Here is a 25,445-nt window from a genome sequence, read left to right as displayed (position 1 = left end):
ACAGGTGTCGTCCCGGCACAGGCCGGAACGACGGCGGCGTTTGTGGTAGCGCTCGCGGCTCACGCGCCCGCGGGCACCTGATCCAAAAATCCCGTGATGCTCTTGATCCGCCCGTCCTTCAGCACGGCGAAATCGGTCCCCTTGATCGGGCTGTCGACACCTTCGGGACCGAGACCCCAGCTGAAGCGCACATGGTCGCCATAGCCGTTGGGCTCGCCGATCAGGCTGAACTTGAAATCCGGGAAGCGCTGCTGCACGCCGGCGATGAGCGCGTCGATGCCGTCCCGGCCATCGCCCTTCATCAGGGGATCGACATAGCTCGCATCGGCCGTCCAGTTCTCGCTGAGCAGTTCGCGCCGGCGGCCGGCCGCGCGCTCGTTCCAGAGATCAATGTAGCGGCGGGCGATGGTGACGTGGTCGGTCATGTGCTCTCCTTCGGTGGCGCCGTGGTTCGGCTGGCCGTCACTATCGAAGGTTCGCGCGCGGGAATCGATTACCTCGGAGATCATGCATCCGCAAAAAGAGCGCGATGATGGTCTCATCGCGCTCCGGTCACATGTGATGCTGCGCGAATTACTTCGCCGCGGTCACCATGATCTCGACGGTGTACTGCGGCGCCGCGAGCTTGGCTTCGACGGTGGCGCGGGCCGGGGTGTTGCCGGGCGACACCCAGCCGTCCCACACGGCGTTCATTTCCTGGAACGTCTTCATGTCGGTGATGTAGATCGTTGCCGACAGCAGCTTCGACTTGTCGGTGCCGGCCTTGGCGAGATGGCCGTCGATGGTCTTCAGGATGTCCTGGGTCTGCTTGGTCACGCTTTCGCCGGCCGCGTTGCTGGCGACGACGCCGGCGAGATAGACGGTGTTGCCGTGCACGACGACCTGGCTCATGCGCGGGCCGGTTTCAAAACGCTGAATGCTCATTTACGGGATCTCCTTAAGGGAATGGCGGCCCTGTCTAGCGCAGCACCTCGCACTGTGCCACCCCAGGCACGCAGGCTTTGCCGTTCACGCATGCGTAGCCGGCAATGCATGTTCTTCACGGAAGCCGGCTGAAAAACGACCAGATCGTCTCGGCGCCGTCGATGTCGCTGTTCTGCGGTCCCAGCAGACGCGTTGCGATTTTCGGGAAACGCGCATCCGCAGCGAAGCCCGGCATGCGGTGGCCGCCATGATTGATGCGATAGAGCACGACGTCATGGCCTTTCGGGCAGCGCGATGAGATCCGTGTGACCGCGGATTGGTCCATCGACGTCTTGTCGGGCAAATCAGCCACATCGGCGTCATCGATCTCGCAGCCGTTGAGCTTGCGCCAGAAGGCCAGCGTCTCCTCGGTCGACCAGAAGCCATCTGCGGCAAAGTAGCTCGATCCGTGCCCGCCCTCGTAGGGCACCAGCGGGTCCGCGGTGCCGTTCATGAGCAGCATCGGCAGCGGCCGCGACGGATGGCAGGTCACCGCGGCCTCGTCGGTCAGATTCATGATCACGCTTGCCCCGGCGGCAAACAAATCGGCGCGGGCGCAGAGGAGGGTCATCGCCATGGCGCCGCCATTGGAGATGCCGGCGACATAGACGCGGTGAGGGTCGGCCGTACCGTTTGCAACCAGTTTCTCGACCAGCTTGGCGATGAAGGCGACGTCGTCGGTGCCCGGAGGAGGGCCACGCAGCGCGGGTCCCGCCTTGGTCCGCGCGTCGGCCCAGGCATGGTTGAGTCCGTCAGGAAAGACCGCCGCAAATCCTTCTCGCTTTGCCACTTGCGGCCACGCCGTGCGCGCGACCATATCGGCGCTGCGCTGGGTCTTGCCATGGAGCACGATCACGAGCGGCGACGGCTTCTTTGCCGGCAATTGCACGGTGTAGGAGCGCATCACGCCGTTGACGTCGATCGTGTCGGCGCCGGCCGAGTGGGTGCAGGCAGCGAGCGCTGCAACGAGCACGCCGATGCGCAACCACCGCGGCATGATCTACCCCACCGCTTTCGCCGCGGCGCGGCCCGCATTGCGGCCCGAGAACAGGCAGCCGCCGAGAAAGGTGCCCTCCAGCGAACGATAGCCGTGCACGCCGCCGCCGCCGAAGCCTGCGGCTTCGCCGACCGCATAGAGCCCGGGAATGATCTGCCCCTCGCTGCCGAATACGCGCGAGTCGAGATCGGTCTCGAAGCCGCCCAGCGTCTTGCGGGTGAGGATGTTGAGCTTGACCGCGATCAGCGGTCCCTTCGCGGGATCGAGGATGCGATGCGGCGAGGCCGTGCGGATCAGCTTGTCGCCGATGTAGCGTCGCGCATTGTGAATATTCATCACCTGCACATCCTTGACGTAGGGGTTGGCGATTTCGCGGTCGCGCGCCTCGATCTGCATCCTGATCTCGTCGAGCTTGAGCAGATCGTTGCCGGCGAGCTTGTTCATGGCTGCGACGAGGTCTTCGATCTTGTCGCGCACGATGAAGTCGACACCATGGCTCTTGAACGCCTCGACCGGCGCCGGCGCGCCCTTGTTGGTGGCGCGGCGCAAGGTCATGCGCCAGCTTTTTCCCGTGAGGTCCGGATTCTGCTCCGAGCCCGACAGCGCAAACTCCTTCTTGATGATGGCCTGCGTCAGGATGAACCAGGAATAATCATAGCCGGTGGACATGATGTATTTGAGCTGGCCGAGCGTGTCGGAGCCGGGGAACAGCGGCGCCGGCAGCCGCGTGCCCGTGGCGTCGAACCACATCGAGGACGGGCCGGGGAGAATGCGGATGCCGTGGCGCGGCCAGATTGGATTCCAGTTCTGGATGCCCTCGACATAGTGCCACATGCGGTCGCGGTTGATCAGCCGGGCGCCGGTCTTTTCGGTGATGCCGATCATGCGGCCGTCGACATGCTCGGGCACGCCGGAGATCATGAACTTGGGCGGCTCGCCGAGCCGCTTGGGCCAGTTTGCCCGTACCAGGTCATGATTGCCGCCGATGCCGCCGGACGCGACGATCACGGCCTGCGCCTTCAGCGCAAACTCGCCGACGACGGTGCGCGACGAGCTCTTGCCGCGCTCGATATTGTCGGGCGCGAGGATCGCGCCGCTGACGCCGTCCACCGTCCCGTTGGTGATGGAGAGCGCATTGACGCGATGGCGGAACTTGAAGATCAGCCGGCCGCTCCTCGCGGCCTCGCGCGCGCGGCGCTCGAACGGCTCGACGATGCCGGGGCCGGTGCCCCAGGTGACGTGAAAGCGCGGCACCGAGTTGCCGTGGCCCATCGCGTCGTAGCCGCCCCGCTCGGCCCAGCCGACCACGGGGAAGATGCGGTGGCCCATCGCGCGCAGCCAGTCGCGCTTCTCGCCGGCGGCGAAGCCGACATAGGCCTCGGCCCATTTGCGCGGCCAAAAATCCTCGTCGCGGTCGAAGCCGGCGGTGCCGAGCCAGTCCTGCATCGCGAGGTCGAAGGAGTCCTTGATGCCGAGCCGGCGCTGCTCCGGCGAATCAACCAGGAACAATCCGCCGAACGACCAGAATGCCTGGCCGCCGAGCGACTGCTCGCCCTCCTGGTCGACGATGACGACGCGCTTGCCGGCGTCGGCAATCTCGGTCGCCGCCACCAGTCCCGATAGTCCTCCGCCGACGACAATGACGTCGGCCTGCTCAGTCGAATGCCCGGCCATCAGTTCCCCCTGTAGTTGCCCGGATTGAAGCCAGCGGTTCTAACTGAGATCAAGGGCTTGTCGCGTAAGACATCGTTAACTTGTTCCACATTGGGATTGAGGCCGGCCGGGTGCAGCGTGGACGCAACACTGGATTTGAATTTGTTTTGAGTGAGCCGGCGTGCCTAGACAAAACCGCAGAGTCGACCGACGCTAGGCGCGCATCACCACCTGACACGCAGATTCGAAAACGACTGGGGCGGGGAACAATGAAGTTTCTGACGGGGTTGCTTGCGGCGGTTCTCTTGATCGCTTGCATGGGGACTTCCCACGCGGTGGTTCGAATCGCGGATGATCGCGGTGGCCGGATCGGAACCTACGTCGACAAGTACCAGGACCTGCGCCAATCCGGTGACACCGTCATCATCGACGGCCTCTGCGCTTCCGCCTGCACCATCGTTCTCGGTGCCATTCCGCACGACCGCATCTGCGTGACCTCGAGCGCGACGCTCGGCTTCCACGCCGCCTGGGATTTCGGCGCCAACGGCCGCGCCGTCACCAATCCCGAAGCGACCCAGATGCTCTATGCGATGTATCCCTCGCAGGTGAAGCGCTGGATCACGCAGCGCGGCGGCCTCACGCCGCACATGCTGTTCCTGAAGGGCAAGCAGCTCCAGGCCATGTACAAGCCCTGCTACCTCGATGCGCAGGCCTCGACCATCAAGCCGTCGCGCCGGCCGCTGCCGCAGGCAGATCAGCTCGAATCGGCCCGCGGACAGCTCCTGCACTGACGTCCCCGGGCCGGGCCTCCCCGGCTTGGCGGGATTGTTCCGGTCCGCCGGAGGCGCCTTGCCCCCGGGCGGGCCAGAGCCTATCTGAGCTCCGGGAACCCGGGACCTTCGCTCCGGTCATTGTCATGGCTCAATCCGTGCATCCGGCACATCCTGTATCGGACAATTCGCCCACTGCCGGTCGTGCGCCGTCCGTGCTGCTTTGGGCCGGCGCGGGCGTTGGCGGGCTGATGGTGATCAGCGCGCTCGCGCTCTGGTTCCACTACGGCACCCAGGTGTTCTTCGAAATGATCAGGACCGGCTTCGCCGCCTGCTTCTGATCCGCGACAGGAAGTTTTCCGCTCATGAGCTCCGCTGCCCGTCCGCTGGTGATCGCGACCGCCTTCGCCGCAAGCCTCGTCGTCGGTCTGCTGGTGGTGTTCTGGGCCATGGGCGGGGTCAGCAAGGTGGCGCAGCCGGCCGCGATCGGCGGTCCGTTCCAGCTCACCGACCAGAACGGCAAGGCTGTTACCGAAAAGAGCCTCAAGGGCAAGCCGACCCTGATCTTCTTCGGCTACACCCATTGCCCCGATGTCTGCCCGACCTCGCTGTTCGAGATGTCGGAGGTGCTGCGCGCGATGGGCAAGGATGCGGACAAGGTCAACGCGGTCTTCATCTCGGTCGATCCCGAGCGCGATACGCCCGCCACCATGAAGGAATATCTCTCGAGCTTCGATCCGCATCTCGAGGGCCTCAGCGGCGACCCCGCCGAGACCGCCAAGGTGATCCTCTCCTACCGGGTCTATGCCAAGAAGATCCCGACCAAGGACGGCGACTACACCATGGACCATACCGCGCTGATCTACCTGATGGACCGCGACGGGCGTTTCGTCTCGCCGTTCAACCTGAAGCGAACCCCGGAAGAAGCGGCGGCGGATTTGAAGCGGTATCTCTGAGTTTCACCTCCCCCGCAGGCGGGCGAGGGAACGCACCTTCAGCCAGGCCACAATCACCGCTCGCGTTCCCGGCCGGATGGTCTATAAGGCCCTCCGATCCCAACGGAATTCATTGCTTTCCGGCCGATGGCTCCATCGCAACAGGCGAAATCGTCCAAATCTGCCCGTGGCCTGCTGACGGGGCTCGCGGTCGCCGCGTGCCTGCTCGCAGGTCTGCCCCGCGCCGAGGCCCAGATCCCGGCCAAGCAGCCTCCGGTGGCCCCTCAGGCCACACCGCAGGTCGCGCCCCAGGCGGCGCCCCAGGCCGTGCCCGGCTTCTGGGACCCGCGGCGGCGCCCGGAGCGGCCGGACCTGTCGCGCCTGACCGTGATCCGCTTCCTGACCGAGACCGACTACCCGCCGTTCAACTACACCGGTGCCGACGGCAATCCGGCCGGCTTCAACGTCGATCTCGCACGCAGCCTGTGCGAGGAGATCAAGGTCACCTGCACCGTGCAGATGCGCCGCTTCGAGACGCTGGTCGATGCGCTCAGCTCGAACCGGGGCGATGCCATCATCGCCTCGATGGCGGTGAGCCCGCAGCTTCGCGCGCGCGTCGACTTCACCGATCCCTATTACCGCGTGCCGGCGCGCTTCGCCTCGCGCAAGGATGCGGTGATGCCGGAGATCCGGCCCGAATATCTCGAAGGCAAGAAGGTCGGCGTCATCGCGGGCTCCGCGCACGAGGCCTATCTCAAGGCGATGTTCACCGATGCCGAGCTGCACGCTTATCCCAACGATGAGAGCTTGCGCGCCGCGCTCCGCAAGGGCGAGGTCGATTTCATCTTCGGCGACGCCATCTCGCTGGCGTTCTGGATCAACGGCACCGATTCCGGCGATTGCTGCGCCTTCTCCGGCGGTCCGTTCGTCGAAAGCCGCTTCTTCGGCGAAGGCATCGGCATTGCCGTGCGCAAGGGCAACGACGTGCTGCGCCAGGCCCTGAACTGGGCCCTGTTCCGCGTCTGGGAGAAAGGCCGCTACACCGATCTGTGGCTGCGCTATTTCTCGGTGAGCCCGTTTTAGTTTCTTCTTCGCCTCTCCCCGCTTGCGGGGAGGGGCCGGATTGCATCGAAAGTGCAATCCGGGTGAGGGGGACTCTCCGCGAGTCCGACTCTCACCGTGATCGCGGAAGCAGCCCCTCACCCCAACACTCTCCCCGTAAGAACGGGGCGAGGGAGTAAGAGCGGCAATAGCCGCGCCAACTTTTGCATTCTGCCCGGAAATCGCTATTTTCCGCGGCCCGGAGGCCCCCTGATGTCCGTTATCGACTCCAATATGAGCCCGAGCGATCTTCGTGCGCTCGCCGAACAATCCAACGCCTGGCCGTTCGAGCAGGCGAAGGCCATTGTCGCGCGGCTGAAGAAGAGCCCGAAGGACGAGGTGCTGTTCGAGACCGGCTACGGCCCCTCCGGCCTGCCGCATATCGGCACGTTCGGCGAGGTCGCGCGCACTTCGATGGTGCGCCACGCCTTCCGCGTGCTCACCGAGGACAGGATCAAGACGCGGCTGCTCGCCTTCTCCGACGACATGGACGGCTTCCGCAAGGTGCCGGACAATGTGCCGAACAAGGATCTCCTGGCGCAATATCTGGGGCGGCCGCTCACCGCGGTGCCCGACCCGTTCTCGAACGAGCATCCGTCGTTCGGTGACGCCAACAACGCTCGCCTGCGCGCGTTCCTGGATCATTTCGGCTTCGACTACGAGTTCGCGAGCTCGACCGTCTATTACAAGTCGGGCCGCTTCGACGCGACGCTGCTCAAGATGCTCGCCGCCTACGACAAGGTGATGGACATCATCCTGCCGACGCTCGGCCCCGATCGCCGCGCCACCTATTCGCCGTTCCTGCCGATCAGCAAGACCACGGGTGTCGTGCTGCAAGTGCCGATGATCCGCCGCGACGTCGCCGCCGGCACGGTCACCTATGTCGACCCTGACACCAACGAGGAAGTCGAAACGCCCGTCACCGGCGGCAATGTCAAGTGCCAGTGGAAGGCCGATTGGGCGATGCGCTGGGTTGCGCTCGGCGTCGACTATGAGATGGCCGGCAAGGATCTCATCGACTCCGTGAAGCTGTCAGGCGCGATCGCTAGGGCGCTCGGCGGCACGCCGCCCGAAGGCTTCAACTATGAGCTCTTCCTCGACGAGAAGGGGCAGAAGATCTCGAAGTCGAAGGGCAACGGCCTCACCATCGACGAATGGCTGCGCTATGCCTCGCCGGAATCGCTGTCGCTGTTCATGTATCGCGAACCGAAGGCGGCCAAGCGGTTGTTCTTCGACGTCATCCCGCGCCAGGTCGACGATTATCAGCAATTCACTGACGGCTTTGCCAAGCAGGACGGCAAGCAGCAGCTCGGCAATCCGGTCTGGCACATCCATGCCGGCCATCCGCCGCAGGCCGACATGCCCGTCACGTTCCAGCTGCTGCTCACGCTGGTGTCGTCGTCGAACGCGGAGAACGCCGAAACGCTGTGGGGCTTCATCGGCCGCTACCGTCCGGGCGTGAGCCCGCAGACGCATCCGAAGCTGGATGCGATGGTCGGCTATGCCATCAATTACTACCGCGACTTCGTGGCGCCGACCAAGCAGTTCCGCGTGCCCACGGACACCGAGCGCGCCGCATTGCAGGACCTGCGCGATGCGCTGTCGCAGCTGCCGCAGGATGCTTCGGCCGAGGACATCCAGAACGTCGTCTACGAGATCGGCCGCCGCGAGCCGTTCCTCGACCAGGTCAAGAAGGGCAAGGACGGCCGCCCCGGCGTCACGCTCGACTGGTTCAACATGCTGTACCAGGTGCTGCTCGGCCAGGAGAAGGGCCCGCGCTTCGGCTCCTTCGTCGCGGTGTATGGCGTGCAGAATGCCGTCAACATGATCGACGGTGCACTGGCGCGGAGTGCGTGAGGGGAGTTATCGAACGCGATGCCTCCCCATCGTCGTCCTGGCGAAAGCCAGGACCCATAGCCACCGTCGGATGTGGTTACGGGGACTCGGAGTTGCCGTCTCGCGCTTCGGCTTGCTCTTGGGGTAATGGGTCCTGGCTTTCGCCAGGACGACAGCAAGCTCACTGGCTCGCCCACACGATCCTTGCGATCCACGCCACCTCGCCCGCCGCCACCGTCCGCTCGCCATGCGCCGCATCGAGCGACTGCAATTCCAGCGCCTTCGCGGTGCGGCGCTTCAGCGTGGCGAGCGTCACGTCGCCCGCCTTCGTCTTCAGCACCACGCGATCGCCTTTGCGGATTGCGGTGCGTGGCGAGACCAGGAGGACATCACCGTCGCGGTAGGCAGGTAGCAGCGCATCGCCGGAAATCTCCAGCGCAAAGGCGCGGCTGTCCTCGGTGGTCGGCAGCGCGATCTCGGTCCAGCCCTTGCCGGACGGCAAGCCGGCCTCGTCGAAGGCGCCGCTGAGGCCGGCCTGTGCCAAGCCAAGCAGCGGTACAGAGCGACCGTTGCCGGCATCGTTGTCGATCATCCGGGCAAAGATCTCGATCGACGATTCCGCAGCCGCCAGCGCCTTCGCGATCGATTCGGTCGAGGGCCAGCGTTCGCGGCCGTCGGAGGTGACGCGCTTGGATTTGTTGAAGGTGGTGGGGTCGAGCCCGGCCCGTTTGGCAAGGCCGGACGGCGACAGACCGGCGCGCGCGGCCAATTGATCCAGCGCGCCCCAGATCTGGTCGTGGGTCAGCATCCTCTGCGCTTTGGCCTGTTTGACCATGGGAAGGTCCAGCCCGTCGCAACTCAGGAAAACTGTCCTCAAATCAACCGGTTTTCCGTTTTTCGCGCAAGGGGTCGCGCGGTAAAGCCTTTTCGAGCGAAACGGGTACCGGTCCGCGTCAAGAAAGCACGTCAAAACAAGAGCCTGGAGCTCTGTTCCGATTTCATCGGAACGGAAAAGGCTCTAGGCCTTGAGTTCAGGGAGGGCGGCCTTTACGGTCGCGCCGGGTTTTGAGACCCGGACGGGATGAAAAACCCCAAAAGACTCAAGCAGCTGACTCAACGAGCAGCTCGGTGGCAAACAGGGCTCCGCAACAGGTGGTCAAGATCTACAAAATCTGTCCGGCCTCGGCCTGGCGCGAGGCGGAACGGCAAGGCGTCTACCGCGGCAGCGCAGATGATGCGCGCGACGGATTCATCCATTTCTCGACCGCCGCCCAGGTTCCGGAGACGCTGCGCAAGCACTATTTCGGCCAGCGCGCGCTGTTCCTGGTCGAGGTCGACGGTGACGTGCTCGGCAGCGAATTGCGCTGGGAGCGTTCGCGCAATGAGGAGCTGTTTCCGCATCTCTATGGCGAGCTCGATCTCGGCGCAGTGCTCTCGGTGATGAATCTCAACATGCGCTCGGATGGCGGGCACGACGTTCCGGAGCTTGCCCCGTGATCCGCGCTTTCGATGCTTTCTCGCTGCCGGTGCTGCGCTGGCTCGATCCGGAGGACGCCCACCGCCTCGCGATCCAGGGCCTTCGCTTCCTGCCACCGGTGAAGCCGCGCACCGACGATCCGAAACTCGCGGTGCGCGCCTTCGGACTCAACTTTCCCAACCCGATCGGCATGGCCGCGGGCTTCGACAAGAGCGCCGAAGTGCCGGACGCGCTGCTGCGGCTCGGCTTTGGCTTCGTCGAGATCGGCTCGGTGACGCCGAAGCCGCAAGCAGGCAATCCGCGGCCGCGGCTGTTTCGCCTGGAGCGGGACGAGGCCGTCATCAACCGTATGGGCTTCAACAATGACGGCGCGGAAGCCGTGCTGCGCCGGCTTGCCGCGCGCGCCGAGAACGGCGGTATCGTCGGCGTCAATGTCGGCGCCAACAAGGATTCGCCTGATCGCGTCGCCGATTACGTCAAGCTGATCGAGACCTTTGCGCCGGTCGCGAGCTATTTCACCGTCAACGTCTCCTCGCCCAACACGCCGGGCCTGCGCAATCTGCAGGAGGGCGCGTTGCTCGACGATCTGCTCGGACGCGTGATCGATGCGCGCGAGCGTGTCAGGCAGAAGGCCGGCGACACCCCGGTGCTGCTGAAGATCGCTCCGGATCTGAGCCTCGCTCAGCTCGACGACGTCGTGCAGGTCGCGCGCTCGCGCCGGGTCGACGGCATGATCGTGTCGAATACGACGATCGCGCGGCCGAGCACGCTGCGCGACGAGATGCGTGCGAAGGAGCAGGGCGGCCTGTCCGGCCGACCGCTGTTCCGGCTGTCGACGCGCATGGTCGCGGAGACCTATGTGCGCGTCGAGGGTGCGTTCCCACTGATCGGTGTCGGTGGTGTCGACTCTGGCGGTGCGGCCCTGACCAAGATCCGTGCCGGCGCGAGCCTGATCCAGCTCTATTCGTCGCTGGTCTACAAGGGCCTCGGCCTCGTCGACGAGATCAAGCGCGACCTCACCTCGACGCTGCTGCGTACGGGGCGGGACTCGCTCTCCGAAATCGTCGGCGCCGATGCGGCCACGCTCACCGCGGAAGACTGGCCCGGGATGTAGTTGTTCTTCGCCTCTCCCCGCCTGCGGCAGGGGAATCGCATATGGATTTGCGACCCCTATTGCGTTGTTTTGTAAGATGGATTCTGAGAACGACTCCCACAAGGCGGAGGGAGTCGGATGGGAAAGTTCAAGAAGGCATTTCGGCGATTGTCGGACCCGCGTGCAGCGAACGCACGACACGATCTGCTGGAGGTATTGGTCATCGCCTTGGCTGCGGTGCTTTGCGGAGCAGAGACCTGTTCGGACATGGCGGAGTTTGGGCAGGCCAAGGAAGAGCTGCTGCGGCTGTTTCTGCGCCTGGAGCACGGGATTCCCAGTCACGATACGTTCAGCCGCGTGTTCCGTTTGCTCGACCCGGAGGCCTTCGAGGCGGCATTCCGCCGCTTCATGGCGGCGTTTGCCAAGACCAACCGGCTCGATCTCACCGGGGTGGTTGCGGTCGACGGCAAGGCGCTGCGTGGCGCCTTCGAGCGTGGTTCGCGCTACGAGCCTTTGCATCTGGTCAACGTCTGGGCGGTGGAAGCGCGCATGTCCCTTGCCCAGCAGAAGGCTCCTGGCCGCAACGAGACCAAGGGAGCATTGGAGGTCTTGGCACTGCTGTCGCTCAAAGGCAGCATCGTCACGGCCGATGCGCTGCATTGCCATCGTGCGATGGCCAAGACGGTGCTCGAGCGCGGTGGCGACTACGTGTTGGCGATCAAGGCCAACCGTGGACCTCTGTACAAGACCGTGGTCGCGCAGTTTGCCCGCTCCGGCGAGCGCAGCACAACCAAGAAGGTCGAGCCGTCCACCCACGATCGGCGCGAAGCACGCCGGGCAACCATCATGCGCAACACCAGCTTGGCTGCCGTCCACGACTTCCCGGGCGTCGTCGCGATCGGCCGCGTCACCTCGCGCAGGCAATTGCAGGGCAATCGTGCCGATCCGCCGGTCGTGCGCTATTATCTGCTCTCCAAGTTCATGTCCGCCAAGCGGCTGCTGCAGGTCACGCGCAGTCATTGGACCATCGAGAACCAATTGCACTGGGTGCTCGACGTCCACTTCGACGAGGATGGCAACCGGGCGAGATTGGACCATGCTCCGGAGAATCTCGCCCGCCTGCGCAGGCTCGCACTCAACATCCTTCAATCTTGCCCCGGCCCCACCTCCATACGTCGCAAAATCAAGCGCGCGGGGTGGGACAACAGCTTCCTCCTCGCCCTGTTCGGTCATATGCGATAGCCCTGCCGCCTGCGGGGAGAGGCCGGAATTTGCGAGAGCAAATTCCGGGTGAGGGGGACTCTCCGCGAGGTCAACTCTTACTGTCCTCGCGGAGAGTCCCCCTCACCCCGACCCTCTCCCCGCAAGCGGGGCGAGGGAGAAGGGAACGTCGCTCGATGCAGCGCCGGATAGCGCGCACCCTGCAATCCGCCACGCGCGACATAGAACGCGATCAGCGCACACCACAGCCCGGCATTGCCGAACGACTGCAGCGCCAGCCAGACGGCGAAGAAGATCGCGAGCGCGGCCAGCATCAGATTGCGCATCTCGCGCGCCCAAGTGGCGCCGACATAGATGCCGTCGAAGCCGAAGGCGAACACGCCGGGAATGGGCGCCAGCACGATGAACGGCAGGAATTCGCGCGCGGCGCGGCGCACGTCCTCGCTCGCGGTCATGACATCGATCAGGTTCGGGCCGAACAGCGCGAACAGCACCGCGACGACCAGTGCGAAGCCGAGGCCCCAGAGCAGCACCAGACGGGTCGAATCCGCAAAACCCCTGGCGTCGCGCGCGCCAAAGGTGCGGCCGCAGAGCTGCTGGGCCGCATTGGCGAGGCCGTCGAGGAAAAAGGCGCTGACCAGCAGGAAATTGTTGAGCACGGAGTTTGCCGCCAGCGTCACGTCGCCGGCGCGCGCGCCCTTGGCGGTGAAAAACAGGAACACGGTGATCAGCGCCGCGGTGCGGATCATGATGTCGGAATTCACCGCCAGCAGCCGCATCAGCTTGGCGCGATCGAGCAGCGTTGCGCGGGGGACGGCAAAGCCACCGTGTGCATAGCGCCGGCAGACGATCACGCCGAGCACGAAGCCGACACCCTCCGACAGCAGCGCGGCGATCGCCGCACCCGCAATGCCGGTGTCGTAGACCAGCACCAGCAGAATCGTCGCCGCCATGTTGATGAGATTGATGACGACCTGGAGCGCGAGCGCCGGATTGGCGCGCGCCTGCCCGACCAGCCAACCGAGGATGACGTAGTTCGCGAAGGCGAATGGCGACGACCAGATCCTGATCATGAAATAGGTCTTTGCGGCGCGCGTCACGCCCGCGCTGCCGCCCATCAGGTCGAACAACGTGCCGGCCAGCGGCAGTTGCAGCGCGATCAGGCCGACGCCGATCAGGCCGGCGACGATGAAGCCGCGCACCAGGATCACGGTCTGCTCGCGGGTCTCGCCGGCGCCGAGCGCCTGCGCCGTGAACGCGAGCGTGCTCATGCGCAGGAAGCCGAACAGCCAGAACAGGCAGTCGAAGATCACGGAGGCCATCGCGACGCCGCCGAGCAGGGCGGCATCGTCGAGCCGGCCGATCGCGGTGGTCGAGACCACGCCGATCAGCGGTGTGGTGAGGTTCGCGACCATCGCGGGACCGGCGATGGCGAAGACCTGGCGGGAGCCCACCCTTGGAGGAAGCGGTGCGTTCATGTCAGGTTCGTGTATCCGACCGCCGAACCGAACGCACCATCGCGGCCGGCATAGCGTGCTTGCGCCGGCCGCGTACTTCCAAAAGCCTTACCGGCCGCGCGGCGAACCGAACACGCGCGACAACAGCCAGATCGGGATCACGATGACTGCGCCGAGCAGGAAGTAGCGCCACAGCCAGTTCACGGTATCGAAGCCGAGATCCCACAGGCGCTGGAACAGCAGGCGAATGCTGTTGATGATGTTCCAGGGATCGAAGCCGATTGCGGCCAGCACGACGCCGACCAGGATGGAGAGCAGCACCAGGCGAAACGCGACCGCCACTGGCGAGCCGCCGAGAAAGCGGTGCAGGCCATCGCTGTGGCCGGCCGGCAAATCTCTGACGTCTTGGGCCATCTCAAACTCCTCGCGGGGATTCGCCCCGATTATAGGTCACGGCGGGGGACATGGGGAACCCCGACCCGACCGTCAATCAGCTTACCGCATTTTAATCCGGGCATATGCGCGCCACAGACTCCCCAACCTCTCCCGCTTGCGGGAGAGGTCGCGCCAAAGGCGCGGGTGAGGGCTTTCTCCTCTGGGGGAGTATCCCGGCGCGGAGGCACCCTCTCCCTAACCCTCTCCCGCAAGCGGGAGAGGGAGCGCACCTGATTACGCCTCAATCTCCGCGGCCTCAACTTTCAGCATCTTTTCCAGCGTTTCCAGCCTGTCCGCTTCCCGCGGCGGCTTGTCCCAGCGCAGGCGGCTGATGCGGGGAAAGCGCATGGCGACGCCGGATTTGTGGCGCGGCGAGCGCTGCAGGCCCTCGAATGCGACCTCCAGCACCAGCCCCTTGTCGCCCTCGTGCACGACATGGCGGACGGGGCCGAACTTTTCCGTGGTGTTGCGGCGGACGAAGCGATCGATTTGCAGCAGCTCCTCGTCGGTGAAGCCGAAATACGCTTTTCCGACCGGCACCAGCTCCTCGCCGTTCTCGGTCTCGGTCCAGACACCAAAGGTGTAATCGGAATAATAGGACGAGCGCTTGCCGTGGCCGCGCTGCGCATACATCAGCACGGCGTCGATGATGTGCGGATCGCGCTTCCACTTCCACCATTGGCCTTTTGGTCGTCCCGGCAGATAGGGCGCATCGCGCCGCTTCAGCATCACGCCCTCGACAGCGTCGGCATCCTCACCCGCGTCGGCGCTGGTGGGATCGGCGCGTGCGGCGGTGAGCGCGTCCCAGCTTGCGAAGGGGACGGTGGGCGAGAGATCGATGCGGGGGTCGTCGAGTTTCCTGATGAATGTCTCCAGCCGCTCGCGCCGCTCCGCGAACGGCAGCTCGCGCAGATCGTTTTCGTCGTCGCCGAGCAGATCGTAGGCGCGTAAGTGGATCGGAAACTCCTTGATCAGCTTTGGTGAAACGATCTTGCGGTTGAGCCGCTGTTGCAGGACGTTGAAGCTCTGCACGCGGCCCTCGCGCAGGATCAGCAGCTCGCCGTCGATGGCGCCCGGCAGTCGCAGCGACGGCACGAGATCCGGAAAGCTTCCCGTGATGTCCTCACCGGTGCGCGAATAGAGTCGCGCAGTGATCTGCCCATGGTCATCGCGGCCGGCGACCGCCTGCACGCGGATGCCGTCCCATTTCCATTCGGCGATGTAGTCCGCCGGATCGAGGCTCGCGAAATCGCTGTCCTCGATCGCATGCGCCAGCATCACCGGGCGGAACGGTGCGGGATCGCGATTGACCGGCTTGTCGGCACGGCCTTCGAGCCAGGCGAACAGGTCGAGATAAGGCGCGCTGAGGCCCGGCCAGATCAGCTCGACCTCGTGCGGGTCCTTGTCGCCAAGCGCGGCGGCCGCGGTCTTCGCCAGCCGCGCGGAGATGCCGATGCGCAGCGCGCCGGTGACGAGCTTCAGCAGCGCCCAGCGTCCGGTCTCATCGAGCTCGTCGAGCCAGCGCTCGAGCTGCTTTGGCAGCTCCGTCTTGCCGAGCGTGCGGAGCGTGGTGACGACTTCGGTCAGCGTCGGTGGCGGCGGGTTGTTGTGGGTGGCCAGTGCCGCCTTCGGCCACATCAGCGCAACCGTCTCCGAGAGATCGCCGACGTAATCGTAGCTCAACCCGAACAGCACTTCATCGGTACGCGACGCGATCAAATCGCGGATCAGCGCCGGCTTGGCATGCTTGAAGCTCAACGCGCCGGTGAGCGCGGCCAGCGCGTAGCCGCGGTCGGGATCGCCGACCGCGCGGAAATAGCCGGTGAGCAGGCGCAGCTTGTTGTTGCGGCCGGGCTCGTAGGCGAGGCGGTCGAGGAGCTCGGCGAAGCGGTTCATGCTTCGGCCTCACGCTGAACCGGCGGCCCGCTTTCCTCTTCCTCGCCATAGCCGACGAGATCGAGTGGCTGCGCCCGCAAGCCCCGGCTCTTGCACCAATGCACCAGCGCGTCTTCCTGGCCGTGGGTGACCCAGATCTCGCCGGCGCCGGTTGCGGCAATCGTTGCAGTGAGGCCGTCCCAATCGGCATGATCGGAAATCACCAGCGGAAGTTCGATGCCGCGCTGCCGGGCACGGGCGCGCACGCGCATCCATCCGGATGCGAACGCCGTGACGGGATCAGGGAAGCGGCGCGTCCACAGGTCGGAGGTGGCCGAGGGCGGTGCGAGCGTGATGGTGCCGGCGAGCCCCGCCTTCTTCACGCCCATCGCCGGCCGGAGCTCGCCGAGATCGATGCCGCGACTCTGATAGTAATGCGTGATCGTCTCCATCGCGCCGTGCAGGTAGATCGGCGCGTCATAGCCGGCCTGCCGCAACAGCGCGATTACGCGCTGCGCCTTGCCGAGGGAATAGGCGCCGACGAGATGCGCGCGCTCCGGAAACAGCGCGACCGAGGCCAAGAGCTTCTTCACTTCGTCCGCGGCATCGCCGTGCCGGAACACCGGCAGGCCAAACGTCGCCTCGGTGATGAAGACATCGCAGGGCACCAGTTCGAACGGGACGCAGGTGGGGTCGGGCGCGTCCTTGTAATCGCCGGAGGCGACGATACAGGTGTCCTTGGCGGTCACCGCGATCTGCGCCGAGCCCAGCACATGGCCGGCCGGATGAAATTTGACCTTGACGTCGCCGAGCCGGATCTCCTCGCCATAGCTGATGACTTGCGTCGATCCGGCAAAATTCTCACCGTAGCGCAGCCGCATCATGTCCAGGGTTTCCTGCGTCGCCAGCACCGCGCCATGGCCGGCGCGGGCATGGTCGGAATGGCCGTGGGTGATCACGGCCCGCTCGACCGGGCGGACGGGGTCGATATGGAAGCCGCCGAGCTTGCAGCACAGGCCGTCAGCAGTTGGCAGCAGGATGTCTTGCGGGCGCATGCCTGATATATAGGTCGCATCACCGCATCTTCGAGTCACCATCCGCTTTGCTCCCTGGTTCCCAATGCCGCTCCGCCTGTTTCTGACCTCCGGCGATCTCATGGCCGACCGCCGTTTCGAGTTCGCGCGCGACCTCCAGCTCAAGGGCGACCTGCCCGCCGCCGCCGATCTGATCGAGCAGGCAATCGAGCTCGCGCCAGACTTCACCTCGGCCTGGTTCACGCTCGGCGAAATCCGCCAGCAGCTCGGCGAGCGCGACAAGGCCATCGCGGCCTTCCGCAAGGCGCGCGAGTCCGATCCCGGGGATCAGCACGGCGCAGGGCTGCATCTGATGCGCCTCGGCGACACTGAGATGGCGGAGATGCCGAAGGCTTATGTGCAGGCGCTGTTCGACCAATACGCGCCACGCTTCGAGCATGCGCTGATCAACGATCTCGGCTATCGCGCCCCCGCGCTGATCTTCAAGGCGGTGCTGGCCGCGCGCGTCGCGGCGAAGAAGCCGGCATTTTTCAAGCGCACCATCGATCTCGGCTGCGGCACCGGGCTTGCGGCGGCCGCCTTTGCCAAGCAGGTCGATCATTTCATCGGCATCGATCTGTCGCCCGGCATGATCAGGGAGGCGCGCGCCACCGAGCTTTATGCCGAGCTCGAAGTCGCCGACATGATCGAGGGTCTGCGCACCAAGGCTGACGCCAGCGCGAACCTCGTCGTCGCCGCGGATGCGTTCGTCTATCTCTCCGATCTCGCGCCGGTGCTCAGTGAAGCCAAACGCGTGCTCGTATCCGGCGGCGTGCTCGCCTTCACGCTGGAGACGCATGACGGCGATGGCATCGTGCTCGGCGAAGGCCTGCGCTATGCCCACTCGGCGGAATATGTCCGCGGCGCGCTTGCCAAGGCCGGACTCAAGCTGCTGACGCTCGAGCCGGCATCGCCGCGTATCGAGAACAACGAGCCGGTGCGCGGTCTCGTCGTCGTTGCGGAGAAAACTTGAGTCTAGGCGCTAAGCACTCTGCAATTTGAGCGTCATTGCGTCGCGAAGCTGCGACTTCCCACTTGCGAGCGGTGCTGCGTTCCCAGCACAATGCGCGCACCAGGGAGAGAAACAACAATGACAAAGAATCCATCGCGGCGCGACATCAGCGCCGGCGCGCTCGCCACCCTTGCTGCATCCGTTCTGCCCGCGCCGTATGTCTGGGCGGCGGAGAAGAAATACGATTCCGGCGCCAGCGACACCGAGATCAAGATCGGACAGACCGTGCCGCATTCCGGTCCCGGCTCGCTCTACGGCGTGCTCGGGCGCATTGGCGAAGCCTATTTCCAGATGCTGAACGAGAAGGGCGGCATCAACGGGCGCAAGATCAAGTTTCTCACCATGGACGACGCCTACAGCGCGCCGAAATGCGTCGAGGCGACGCGGCGCCTCGTCGAGCAGGAAGAAGTGCTCGCGCTCTACGGCTCGCTCGGCACCGCGCCGCAGACGGCCGTGCACAAATATCTGAACGCCAAGGGCGTGCCGCAGCTCCTCCTCAACACCGGCGCGTCGAAATGGAATAACCCGAAAGAGTTCAAGTGGACGATGGCGGGCCTGCCGCTCTATCCGACCGAGGCGCGCATCCTGGCACGCCACGTCGTGAGCGTGAAGCCGAACGCCAAGATCGGCATTCTCTACCAGAACGACGATTTCGGCCGCGACTTCCTGGGGCCGTTCAAGAAAGTGTTAGCTGATGCCGGCGGCACCGCGCAGGTGATCATGGAGCAGACCTACGATCTCACCGATCCCACGATCGATTCCCAGCTGATCAACCTCTCGAAATCGGGCGCGGATGTCTTCTACAACATCTCCACCGGCAAGGCATCGTCGCAGTCAATCCGGAAAGCGGCCGAGCTCGGCTGGAAGCCGCTGCAGTTGTTGTCGGCCGGTTCGACCGGCAAATCCATCCTCGGCGCCGCGGGCTTTGAAAATGCCAAGGACATCGTCGCAATCAGCTATTCGAAGGATGCAGGGCCTGGCCGTTGGGAGAAGGATCCAGGCCCGACGGCATTTGAGGAGCTGCGCAAGAACTATTTGCCGAACGTCGCGCCCGATAACACGATTGCCTATGCCGGCTACGGCCAGGCGGTCACCATGGGCGAGATTCTACGCCGCTGCGGCGATGACCTGACCCGCGCGAACGTGCTGAAGCAGGCCTCGACCCTCAACGGCTTCCACTCGCCGTTCTTCCTCGATGGCGTCAGTTACAGCTACACCCCTGATGACTACACGCCGATGAAGACGCTGTTCATCCAGGCCTTCAACGGCAAGGACTGGGACGTCTCGGATAAGCCTGTGGTTGAATAGGCCGGCTCCGCAAGGGTGGGCACGGCTTGCCCACCCTCCGAGACCTTCGCCCCCTCGACGAACCCGCCGGCACGGCTTACCTGTGAAGTCGTGCCGCCCCGTATCCTCAAAATATCGGCCGAGCCGGCCGCACGTCTGCCCGACCGCTTCCAGCAATGGTTTTCGGCTCGCGGCTGGTCGCCGCGCGAGCATCAGCTGGCGCTGCTGGAGAAGGCGCGCGAGGACCGCTCAGCCCTGCTGATCGCGCCGACCGGCGCCGGCAAGACGCTGGCGGGCTTTTTGCCGACGCTGGTGGAGCTGAGTGCCGCGCCGGCCTCTCCCGCTAAGTCTGTCGTCTCCACCGGCCGTTCCGTGCAGCGCAGCGCCGGGCTGCACACGCTCTACATCTCGCCACTGAAGGCGCTCGCCGTCGACATCGCGCGCAACCTTGAGCGTCCGATCGCCGAGATGGGCCTGCCGATCAAGGTCGAGACCCGAACCGGCGACACGCCGGTGTCGCGGCGCCAGCGCCAGCGGCGCTATCCGCCCGACATTCTGCTGACGACGCCGGAGCAGCTTGCGCTGCTGCTTTCCTCCGACGACGCGCCGTTCCTGTTCTCCTCCTTGAAGCGCGTCGTGCTCGACGAGCTGCACGCGCTGGTGACGTCGAAGCGCGGCGACCTGCTCTCGCTGGGGCTGGCGCGGCTGTGGCGGCTGGCGCCGCAGATGCGCACGATCGGCTTGTCGGCGACCGTGGCCGAGCCCGATCAGCTCGCGCGTTTCCTGGTGCCGCAGCCGGAGGGCAAGGAGCTAGCTGCCGACATCGTCATCGCCGGCGGCGCAGCGCCGCCGGAAGTCGAGATGCTCGATACGCGCGAGCGATTGCCTTGGGCCGGCCACAGCGCGCGCCATGCGCTCCCCGAGATCTACGAGCTGATCAAGGCCAACAAGACCACGCTGGTGTTCGTCAACACCCGCAGCCAAGCCGAGATGCTGTTCCAGAATCTCTGGAGCATGAACGACGACAACCTTGCGATCGCCCTGCATCACGGCTCGCTCGATGTCGCACAGCGCCGCAAGGTCGAGGACGCCATGTCGGCCGGCAGATTGCGCGGCGTGGTCTGCACCTCCTCGCTCGATCTCGGCGTCGACTGGGGTGACGTCGATCTCGTCGTCAATATCGGCGCACCCAAGGGTTCGTCGCGCCTGATGCAGCGCATCGGCCGTGCCAACCACCGCCTCGATGAAGCCTCGCGTGCGGTGCTGGTGCCGGCCAACCGCTTCGAGGTGCTGGAATGCCGCGTCGCCATCGACGCCATCGCCGAGAATGCGCAGGACACGCCGCCGCTCCGGACCGGCGCGCTCGACGTGCTGGCCCAGCACGTGCTCGGCTGCGCCTGCGGCGAGCCGTTTCTCTCCGATGAACTCTATGCCGAGGTCCGCACCGCCGCCCCTTACGCGAACCTGTCGCGGCAGGATTTCGACGACGTCGTCGATTTCGTCGCCTCCGGCGGCTACGCCTTGAAAACCTATGAGCGCTTCGCCCGCATCAAGCAGGACAAAGAGGGACGCTGGCGTGTCGCGAACCCGAAAGTGCGGCAGAGCTACCGAATGAACGTCGGCACAATCGTCGAGGACGACATGCTGAAGGTGCGGCTGGTGCGCTCGCGCGGCGGCGGAGCCGGATCGACCGGCGTGATCGCGCGCGGCGGCAGGCTGCTCGGCGAGATCGAGGAGGCCTTCATCGAGGGCCTCTCGCCCGGCGACACCTTCGTGTTCAGCGGCGAGGTGGTGCGCTACGAAACCCTGGTCGAGGACCAGGTCTATGTCTCGCGCGCGCATGACAAGGACCCGAAGGTGCCGTCCTATATGGGCGGCAAGTTTCCGCTCTCGACCTATCTCGCCGAGCGCGTGCGCCGGCTGCTCGATGATTTCAGCGCGTGGAAGGGCCTGCCGGAGCAGGTGCGCGACTGGCTGTCGCTGCAAAAAGACGTCTCGCGCGTGCCCGCGGTGCGCGAGCTCCTGGTCGAGAGCTTTCCGCGCGCCAACAAGCATTATATCGTCTGCTATCCCTTCGAAGGCCGCCTCGCGCATCAGACCCTCGGCATGCTGCTGACGCGCCGGCTGGAGCGCGCCCGCGCCCGGCCACTCGGTTTCGTCGCCAATGAATATGCAGTGGCGATCTGGGCGCTCGGAGATCTCTCCTTCATGATCCGTGATGGTCGGATCGATCTCAACGCGCTGTTCGATCCCGATATGCTCGGCGACGATCTCGAAGCCTGGCTTGCCGAGTCCGCATTGATGAAGCGCACCTTCCGCAATTGCGCGATCATCTCCGGCCTGATCGCGCGCCGCCACACCGGCGAAGAGAAGAGCCGCCGCCAGGTGCTGTTCTCGACCGACCTCGTCTACGACGTGCTGCGCAAACACCAGGCCGATCACGTCTTGCTGCGCGCCGCGCGTGCGGATGCTGCCACCGGCCTGCTCGATCTGCGCCGGCTCAGTGACATGCTGATACGCATCCAGCGCCGCATCACCCATCGGGAACTCGACCATGTCTCCCCGCTCGCCGTCCCCGTCATGCTGGAAATCGGCCGCGAGTCAGTTTATGGCGAAGCTGGCGACGAGCTGCTGGCGGAGGCCGCCGACGAGCTGGTCAAAGAGGCGATGGGATAGAAGCAGGTTTTGACGTGACGTTGGGCGCGCTGGTTTCAGAGGATGTCGAGGACATGCGCGTTTCCAGGGTCAGCATCAGCGATGTGACTTTTGCGGCCGATCTCTCCGGCGCGCTGGTCTGGGAAGAGCAGCGCCTGCTCGTGGTCTCCGACCTGCATCTCGAAAAAGGTTCCAGCTTCGCCACGCGCGGCGTGCTGCTGCCGCCCTACGACACGCTGGCAACGCTCGGCCGGCTCGCTGCTGTCATCTCCCGCCATAATCCCAAAATAGTCATCGCGCTCGGCGACAGTTTTCACGATCGCGCCGCGCATGAGCGCCTCTCGGCCGATGACCGCGATACCGTCGCCGCACTGCAGACCGGCCGCGACTGGATCTGGATCTCGGGCAATCACGATCCGATGCTGCCGCGTGATCTCGGCGGCACCGTCGCCGACGAAATCGCGATCGGCCAAATCACCTTCCGCCACGAGCCGACCGGCGCGCATGGCGAGATCGCCGGCCATCTCCATCCCAAGGCCCGCGTCTCCGCGCGCGGCCGTTCGATGGAGCGGCGCTGTTTCGCCAGCGATGGCATGCGCGCCGTGATGCCCGCCTTCGGCGCCTATGCCGGCGGCCTCAGCATCCGCGATGCGGCGTTTGCCAAGATCTTTCCGAAGACCAGCTTTGTCGCGCATCTGCTCGGCGATCGCCGCGTGCACGCGATCGCAGCGTCGCGGTGTTATTGAAGGCCGGGCTACGCGGCTACTCGCACGACTGCTCTCCCTCTCCCGCAGGCGGGAGAGGCGGCAAGCCCGTCATGCCGCCTTCGCCTGCACGTCCTCGCAAAATTCCGCGAGCCGGTCCGCCAGCCGCAGCGTTGCGGAGCTGGCATTCGGCGCCGCCATCAGCGCCACTTCGGTGCGGTTGATCGGCGCAAAGCCGTCCTTGGCCGTCAGCACGCGATGGTCCGCCTGGATCGACATCTCCGACAGAATGCTCAGGCCCATGCCGGCGGCGACCGCGGCCTGGATGCCGGCGAGGCTCGATGACGAATACGACATGTGCCAGGCGCGGCCGGCGCTTTCCAGCGCATGGATCGCGCCGGCGCGGTAGAGGCAGCCGAGCGGAAAGCCGATCAGCGGCACCGACGAGGCGTTGACGTCGACCGGGTGGCTCTTGCTGGTGACCCAGTGCACCTCCTCCGGCCACACCGCAATCGCCCCCTTGGCGCCGGCCTCGCGCTTGAACAGTGCAAGGTCGAGTTCGCCGCGTTCGAGGTCGCGACTGAGGTTCTTGCTCTGGTCGGCGCGGACATCGAGCCGCAGGTTCGGATGCGAGCGTGAGAACGCGCCGAGCAGCTTTGCCAGCCGATAGGCGGCAAAATCCTCGGGGATGCCGAGCCGGATCGCGCCCTCGCCTTCGTCGCGCAGCACGTCGCGCGCCTCTTCCGCAAGTGTCAGCAGCCGCCGCGCATAGGACAGCAGCCGCTCGCCGGCCTCGGTCGGGCGCACGTCCTTGCCGTCACGGTGCAGCAGCACCTGGCCGACATCCTCCTCCAGCCGCTTGATCTGCTGGCTGACGGTCGATTGCGTGCGATGGACGCGCTCGCTCGCGCGGGTGAAGCCGCCGGCCTCGACCACCGAGACGAAGCTGCGCAAAAGCTCCAGGTCGAGCATCGGGGCCTCCATTCGAAAATCCACTGATTGCGAGTTAATCATTTAATTTCCAAATAGCAAGCCGGCTCCCTAGATCGAGGGTTCAGGAGAATGCCCCCATGTCCCTCGCTTCCTCGATTTCGGTCCCCCGCAGCCGCTTCAACACGTTGCCGCTCGCCATCGGCGTGTTCTGCCTGCTCTGGAGCTATGCCTTCGTCGCCGGCAAGATCGGCGTCACCCATTGTCCGCCGCTGATCCTGCTCGCCGCGCGCTTCTCGCTCGCCGGCATTCTCATCCTCGGCGCCACGGCTATCCGCGGCGACTGGTCGTTGTCTTGGCGCGACGCCTTGATCTTCGCCGTGCTCGGCATTGCCAACAACGCGCTCTATCTCGGGCTCGGCTACACCGGCCTGCAATCGGTCTCCGCCGGCCTCGGCGGGCTGATCGTCTCGGCCAATCCGGTGTTCACGGCCGCGCTCGCGGCGCTGCTGCTCGGCGAGGGCATGACCTGGCGCAAGGCCAGCGGCCTGCTGCTCGGCATCATCGGCGTCACGCTGATCGTCTGGCATCGCCTCACGGTCGGCACCGACAGCCTGCACGGCATCATCTTCACGCTGGCCTCGCTCGCCTCCATCGTCGCCGGCACCATCCTGTTCAAGCTGCTGGCGCCGAAGGGATCGTTGTGGATCGGCAACGGCGTGCAGAATCTCGCCGCCGGCATCGTGCTGACGCCGGTTGCGCTGACCTTCGCCGACGTGCACGCGATCGACCTTACACCAAGCCTGATCGGCGCCTTTGCGTTCCTCGTGCTGGGCGGCTCGATCCTCGCCTACTGGCTCTGGTTTCATCTCCTCAAAGTGTGTGGCGCGACCGCGGCCAGCGCCTACCATTTCCTGATGCCGCCACTCGGCATGCTGTTCGCGTATCTCGTGCTCGGCGAACATGTCGAGGCGCGTGACCTGCTCGGGATCATTCCGGTGGCGCTCGGCATTTACCTGGTGACACGCCCCGCCAAGCCCATCGTGTAAGAGGAGTTCCCCTCATGCCTGTGTCCATCACCCTGATCGGCGGCCCCACCGCGCTGATCGAGATCGACGGCTTTCGCCTGCTCACCGATCCCACCTTCGATGCGCCCGGTGCCTACCAGCTTCCGCATGTGAAGCTGGAGAAGACCAGCGGTCCCGCCGTGAAGGCCGATGCGATCGGCCCGATCGATGCCGTGCTGCTCAGCCACGACCAGCACTCCGACAATCTCGACAAATCCGGCCGCGACTATCTGCTCAAGGCGCCGCGGGCGTTGACGACGGAGGCCGGCGCCAAACGTCTCGGCGGCCATGTCGAGGGCCTCGCGCCCTGGGCAGCCGCGCACCTGAAGGACGACGACGGCAACACGCTGACCATCACCGCGACGCCGGCGCGTCACGGCCCGGCCGGCATCGAGCCGCTGTCGGGTGACGTCATCGGCTTCGTGGTGCAGTCGAGCCGCAAGGACACAAGCGCAGTCTATATCAGCGGCGACACCACCTGGTTCGACGGTGTCGCCGAGGTCGCGCGCCGCTTCAAATGCGGCGTGGTGCTGCCCTTCGCGGGGGCCGCGCAGACACGCGGGCCTTTCCATCTCACCATGGACACCAACGACACCATCGAGACCGCGCGCGCCTTCCCCGATGCGATGATCGTGCCCGTGCACACCGAAGGCTGGGCGCATTTCCGCCAGAACAGCGAGGATCTGCGCAAGACGTTCGACGTGCTCGGTTTCGGACCGCGGCTGCGGCTGCTGGAGCCGGGCGTGCCGACGGTGATCGAGGCGCCGTGAGGTTAAGCGGCGGCGCACCATCTCTCCTCGTCGTGGCCGGGCTTGACCCGGCCATCCACGACTTCGTCGCCGCACCAAGAACGTGGATGCCCGGGACAAGCCCGGGCACGACGGCGAGTGAGCAGCTCCCGCTG

24 protein-coding genes are annotated in these 25,445 nt (G+C 65.4%); 14 read left to right on the top strand and 10 right to left on the bottom strand.

What is annotated here, in order from left to right; genetic code table 11:
* Positions 1–59 precede the first annotated feature (59 nt).
* From ACWAT4_RS37960 to ACWAT4_RS37945, 4 genes are all read right to left on the bottom strand, one after another.
* Positions 60–425 carry a nuclear transport factor 2 family protein gene (locus tag ACWAT4_RS37960; protein ID WP_449729457.1) on the bottom strand — a complete coding sequence of 122 codons (366 nt, stop codon included), beginning with the start codon at positions 423–425 and terminating at the stop codon, positions 60–62.
* A 148-nt stretch (positions 426–573) separates the two neighbouring features.
* Positions 574–924, bottom strand: a complete 351-nt coding sequence (locus tag ACWAT4_RS37955) for a RidA family protein (protein WP_092289080.1) — start codon at positions 922–924, stop codon at positions 574–576.
* Positions 925–1,039: 115 nt separating this feature from the next.
* Positions 1,040–1,960 (bottom strand): CE1 family esterase, encoded by a 921-nt coding sequence (locus tag ACWAT4_RS37950; protein WP_449729456.1) that lies wholly within the window; start codon positions 1,958–1,960, stop codon positions 1,040–1,042.
* 3 nt (positions 1,961–1,963) lie between these two features.
* The gene (locus ACWAT4_RS37945; RefSeq protein WP_449729455.1) at positions 1,964–3,634 is read right to left on the bottom strand and encodes an FAD-binding dehydrogenase; all 1,671 of its coding nucleotides are present in this window, start codon (positions 3,632–3,634) and stop codon (positions 1,964–1,966) included.
* 248 nt (positions 3,635–3,882) lie between these two features.
* Between ACWAT4_RS37945 and ACWAT4_RS37940 the strand changes: the two genes are divergently transcribed.
* The 5 genes from ACWAT4_RS37940 (at position 3,883) to ACWAT4_RS37920 (ending at position 8,276) form a co-directional block, all read left to right on the top strand.
* Complete coding sequence (locus tag ACWAT4_RS37940; protein WP_212302805.1) at positions 3,883–4,404, top strand: hypothetical protein; 522 nt, start codon at positions 3,883–3,885, stop codon at positions 4,402–4,404.
* A 125-nt stretch (positions 4,405–4,529) separates the two neighbouring features.
* The gene (locus ACWAT4_RS37935; RefSeq protein ID WP_212424422.1) at positions 4,530–4,724 is read left to right on the top strand and encodes a hypothetical protein; all 195 of its coding nucleotides are present in this window, start codon (positions 4,530–4,532) and stop codon (positions 4,722–4,724) included.
* 24 nt (positions 4,725–4,748) lie between these two features.
* The gene (locus ACWAT4_RS37930) at positions 4,749–5,339 is read left to right on the top strand and encodes an SCO family protein (RefSeq protein WP_212424423.1); all 591 of its coding nucleotides are present in this window, start codon (positions 4,749–4,751) and stop codon (positions 5,337–5,339) included.
* 126 nt (positions 5,340–5,465) lie between these two features.
* Positions 5,466–6,401 carry a transporter substrate-binding domain-containing protein gene (locus ACWAT4_RS37925; protein WP_449729454.1) on the top strand — a complete coding sequence of 312 codons (936 nt, stop codon included), beginning with the start codon at positions 5,466–5,468 and terminating at the stop codon, positions 6,399–6,401.
* 231 nt (positions 6,402–6,632) lie between these two features.
* On the top strand, positions 6,633–8,276 hold the full coding sequence (locus ACWAT4_RS37920; RefSeq protein WP_449729453.1) for a lysine--tRNA ligase: 1,644 nt from the start codon (positions 6,633–6,635) through the stop codon (positions 8,274–8,276).
* A gap of 160 nt (positions 8,277–8,436) precedes the next feature.
* Here the strand turns inward: ACWAT4_RS37920 and ACWAT4_RS37915 are convergent, their stop codons facing one another.
* On the bottom strand, positions 8,437–9,090 hold the full coding sequence (locus ACWAT4_RS37915) for a S24 family peptidase (RefSeq protein ID WP_449729452.1): 654 nt from the start codon (positions 9,088–9,090) through the stop codon (positions 8,437–8,439).
* Between the two features lie 317 nt (positions 9,091–9,407).
* Between ACWAT4_RS37915 and ACWAT4_RS37910 the strand changes: the two genes are divergently transcribed.
* From ACWAT4_RS37910 to ACWAT4_RS37900, 3 genes are all read left to right on the top strand, one after another.
* Positions 9,408–9,752, top strand: coding sequence for a DUF952 domain-containing protein (locus ACWAT4_RS37910; protein WP_212302901.1), 345 nt, complete (start codon positions 9,408–9,410; stop codon positions 9,750–9,752).
* Positions 9,749–10,846: a quinone-dependent dihydroorotate dehydrogenase gene (locus tag ACWAT4_RS37905; RefSeq protein WP_212302790.1), complete on the top strand. Its 1,098-nt coding sequence runs from the start codon at positions 9,749–9,751 to the stop codon at positions 10,844–10,846. The genes ACWAT4_RS37910 and ACWAT4_RS37905 overlap by 4 nt, the downstream gene beginning before the upstream one ends.
* Positions 10,847–10,963: 117 nt before the next feature.
* Positions 10,964–12,067, top strand: coding sequence for an ISAs1 family transposase (locus ACWAT4_RS37900; protein WP_212428606.1), 1,104 nt, complete (start codon positions 10,964–10,966; stop codon positions 12,065–12,067).
* Positions 12,068–12,144: 77 nt separating this feature from the next.
* On the opposite strand, the gene ACWAT4_RS37895 is transcribed toward ACWAT4_RS37900, so the two are convergent.
* From ACWAT4_RS37895 to ACWAT4_RS37880, 4 genes are all read right to left on the bottom strand, one after another.
* Entirely contained in the window at positions 12,145–13,524 is a 1,380-nt protein-coding gene (locus ACWAT4_RS37895; protein ID WP_212302789.1) for an MATE family efflux transporter, read from the bottom strand.
* A gap of 87 nt (positions 13,525–13,611) precedes the next feature.
* Positions 13,612–13,917 carry a DUF6460 domain-containing protein gene (locus ACWAT4_RS37890; RefSeq protein WP_212302787.1) on the bottom strand — a complete coding sequence of 102 codons (306 nt, stop codon included), beginning with the start codon at positions 13,915–13,917 and terminating at the stop codon, positions 13,612–13,614.
* A 255-nt stretch (positions 13,918–14,172) separates the two neighbouring features.
* A complete protein-coding gene (locus ACWAT4_RS37885; RefSeq protein ID WP_449729451.1) occupies positions 14,173–15,834 on the bottom strand; it encodes an ATP-dependent DNA ligase in 1,662 nt (553 codons plus the stop codon).
* Positions 15,831–16,868: a ligase-associated DNA damage response exonuclease gene (locus ACWAT4_RS37880; protein ID WP_212426000.1), complete on the bottom strand. Its 1,038-nt coding sequence runs from the start codon at positions 16,866–16,868 to the stop codon at positions 15,831–15,833. The genes ACWAT4_RS37885 and ACWAT4_RS37880 overlap by 4 nt, the downstream gene beginning before the upstream one ends.
* 64 nt (positions 16,869–16,932) lie before the next feature.
* Between ACWAT4_RS37880 and ACWAT4_RS37875 the strand changes: the two genes are divergently transcribed.
* The 4 genes from ACWAT4_RS37875 to pdeM all read left to right on the top strand — a co-directional run bounded on the left by ACWAT4_RS37875 (position 16,933) and on the right by pdeM (position 22,586).
* Entirely contained in the window at positions 16,933–17,859 is a 927-nt protein-coding gene (locus ACWAT4_RS37875; RefSeq protein ID WP_449729450.1) for a class I SAM-dependent DNA methyltransferase, read from the top strand.
* A 117-nt stretch (positions 17,860–17,976) separates the two neighbouring features.
* Complete coding sequence (locus ACWAT4_RS37870) at positions 17,977–19,206, top strand: ABC transporter substrate-binding protein (RefSeq protein ID WP_449729449.1); 1,230 nt, start codon at positions 17,977–17,979, stop codon at positions 19,204–19,206.
* Between the two features lie 90 nt (positions 19,207–19,296).
* A complete protein-coding gene (locus tag ACWAT4_RS37865) occupies positions 19,297–21,861 on the top strand; it encodes a ligase-associated DNA damage response DEXH box helicase (protein WP_449729448.1) in 2,565 nt (854 codons plus the stop codon).
* A 53-nt stretch (positions 21,862–21,914) separates the two neighbouring features.
* A complete protein-coding gene (pdeM, locus tag ACWAT4_RS37860) occupies positions 21,915–22,586 on the top strand; it encodes a ligase-associated DNA damage response endonuclease PdeM (protein ID WP_212302780.1) in 672 nt (223 codons plus the stop codon).
* Between the two features lie 69 nt (positions 22,587–22,655).
* On the opposite strand, the gene ACWAT4_RS37855 is transcribed toward pdeM, so the two are convergent.
* Positions 22,656–23,516 carry a LysR family transcriptional regulator gene (locus ACWAT4_RS37855; protein ID WP_212302779.1) on the bottom strand — a complete coding sequence of 287 codons (861 nt, stop codon included), beginning with the start codon at positions 23,514–23,516 and terminating at the stop codon, positions 22,656–22,658.
* Positions 23,517–23,614: 98 nt separating this feature from the next.
* Between ACWAT4_RS37855 and ACWAT4_RS37850 the strand changes: the two genes are divergently transcribed.
* Complete coding sequence (locus ACWAT4_RS37850) at positions 23,615–24,523, top strand: DMT family transporter (protein ID WP_449729447.1); 909 nt, start codon at positions 23,615–23,617, stop codon at positions 24,521–24,523.
* A 14-nt stretch (positions 24,524–24,537) separates the two neighbouring features.
* Positions 24,538–25,311, top strand: coding sequence for an MBL fold metallo-hydrolase (locus ACWAT4_RS37845; RefSeq protein WP_449729446.1), 774 nt, complete (start codon positions 24,538–24,540; stop codon positions 25,309–25,311).
* Positions 25,312–25,445 lie beyond the last annotated feature (134 nt).

It is taken from the genome of Bradyrhizobium sp. T-1 (assembly GCF_053592855.1).
The sequence above is the reverse complement of the archived record's forward strand: the minus strand, read 5'-3'. Positions and strand labels throughout refer to the sequence as shown.

Coding starts and splice junctions, on each gene's coding strand:
- ACWAT4_RS37960 (WP_449729457.1), bottom strand. CDS start 425: ATGACCGACCACGTCACCATCGCCCGCCGCTACATTGATCTCTGGAAC.
- ACWAT4_RS37955 (WP_092289080.1), bottom strand. CDS start 924: ATGAGCATTCAGCGTTTTGAAACCGGCCCGCGCATGAGCCAGGTCGTC.
- ACWAT4_RS37950 (WP_449729456.1), bottom strand. CDS start 1,960: ATGCCGCGGTGGTTGCGCATCGGCGTGCTCGTTGCAGCGCTCGCTGCC.
- ACWAT4_RS37945 (WP_449729455.1), bottom strand. CDS start 3,634: ATGGCCGGGCATTCGACTGAGCAGGCCGACGTCATTGTCGTCGGCGGA.
- ACWAT4_RS37940 (WP_212302805.1), top strand. CDS start 3,883: ATGAAGTTTCTGACGGGGTTGCTTGCGGCGGTTCTCTTGATCGCTTGC.
- ACWAT4_RS37935 (WP_212424422.1), top strand. CDS start 4,530: ATGGCTCAATCCGTGCATCCGGCACATCCTGTATCGGACAATTCGCCC.
- ACWAT4_RS37930 (WP_212424423.1), top strand. CDS start 4,749: ATGAGCTCCGCTGCCCGTCCGCTGGTGATCGCGACCGCCTTCGCCGCA.
- ACWAT4_RS37925 (WP_449729454.1), top strand. CDS start 5,466: ATGGCTCCATCGCAACAGGCGAAATCGTCCAAATCTGCCCGTGGCCTG.
- ACWAT4_RS37920 (WP_449729453.1), top strand. CDS start 6,633: ATGTCCGTTATCGACTCCAATATGAGCCCGAGCGATCTTCGTGCGCTC.
- ACWAT4_RS37915 (WP_449729452.1), bottom strand. CDS start 9,090: ATGGTCAAACAGGCCAAAGCGCAGAGGATGCTGACCCACGACCAGATC.
- ACWAT4_RS37900 (WP_212428606.1), top strand. CDS start 10,964: ATGGGAAAGTTCAAGAAGGCATTTCGGCGATTGTCGGACCCGCGTGCA.
- ACWAT4_RS37895 (WP_212302789.1), bottom strand. CDS start 13,524: ATGAACGCACCGCTTCCTCCAAGGGTGGGCTCCCGCCAGGTCTTCGCC.
- ACWAT4_RS37890 (WP_212302787.1), bottom strand. CDS start 13,917: ATGGCCCAAGACGTCAGAGATTTGCCGGCCGGCCACAGCGATGGCCTG.
- ACWAT4_RS37885 (WP_449729451.1), bottom strand. CDS start 15,834: ATGAACCGCTTCGCCGAGCTCCTCGACCGCCTCGCCTACGAGCCCGGC.
- ACWAT4_RS37880 (WP_212426000.1), bottom strand. CDS start 16,868: ATGCGCCCGCAAGACATCCTGCTGCCAACTGCTGACGGCCTGTGCTGC.
- ACWAT4_RS37875 (WP_449729450.1), top strand. CDS start 16,933: ATGCCGCTCCGCCTGTTTCTGACCTCCGGCGATCTCATGGCCGACCGC.
- ACWAT4_RS37870 (WP_449729449.1), top strand. CDS start 17,977: ATGACAAAGAATCCATCGCGGCGCGACATCAGCGCCGGCGCGCTCGCC.
- pdeM (WP_212302780.1), top strand. CDS start 21,915: ATGCGCGTTTCCAGGGTCAGCATCAGCGATGTGACTTTTGCGGCCGAT.
- ACWAT4_RS37855 (WP_212302779.1), bottom strand. CDS start 23,516: ATGCTCGACCTGGAGCTTTTGCGCAGCTTCGTCTCGGTGGTCGAGGCC.
- ACWAT4_RS37850 (WP_449729447.1), top strand. CDS start 23,615: ATGTCCCTCGCTTCCTCGATTTCGGTCCCCCGCAGCCGCTTCAACACG.
- ACWAT4_RS37845 (WP_449729446.1), top strand. CDS start 24,538: ATGCCTGTGTCCATCACCCTGATCGGCGGCCCCACCGCGCTGATCGAG.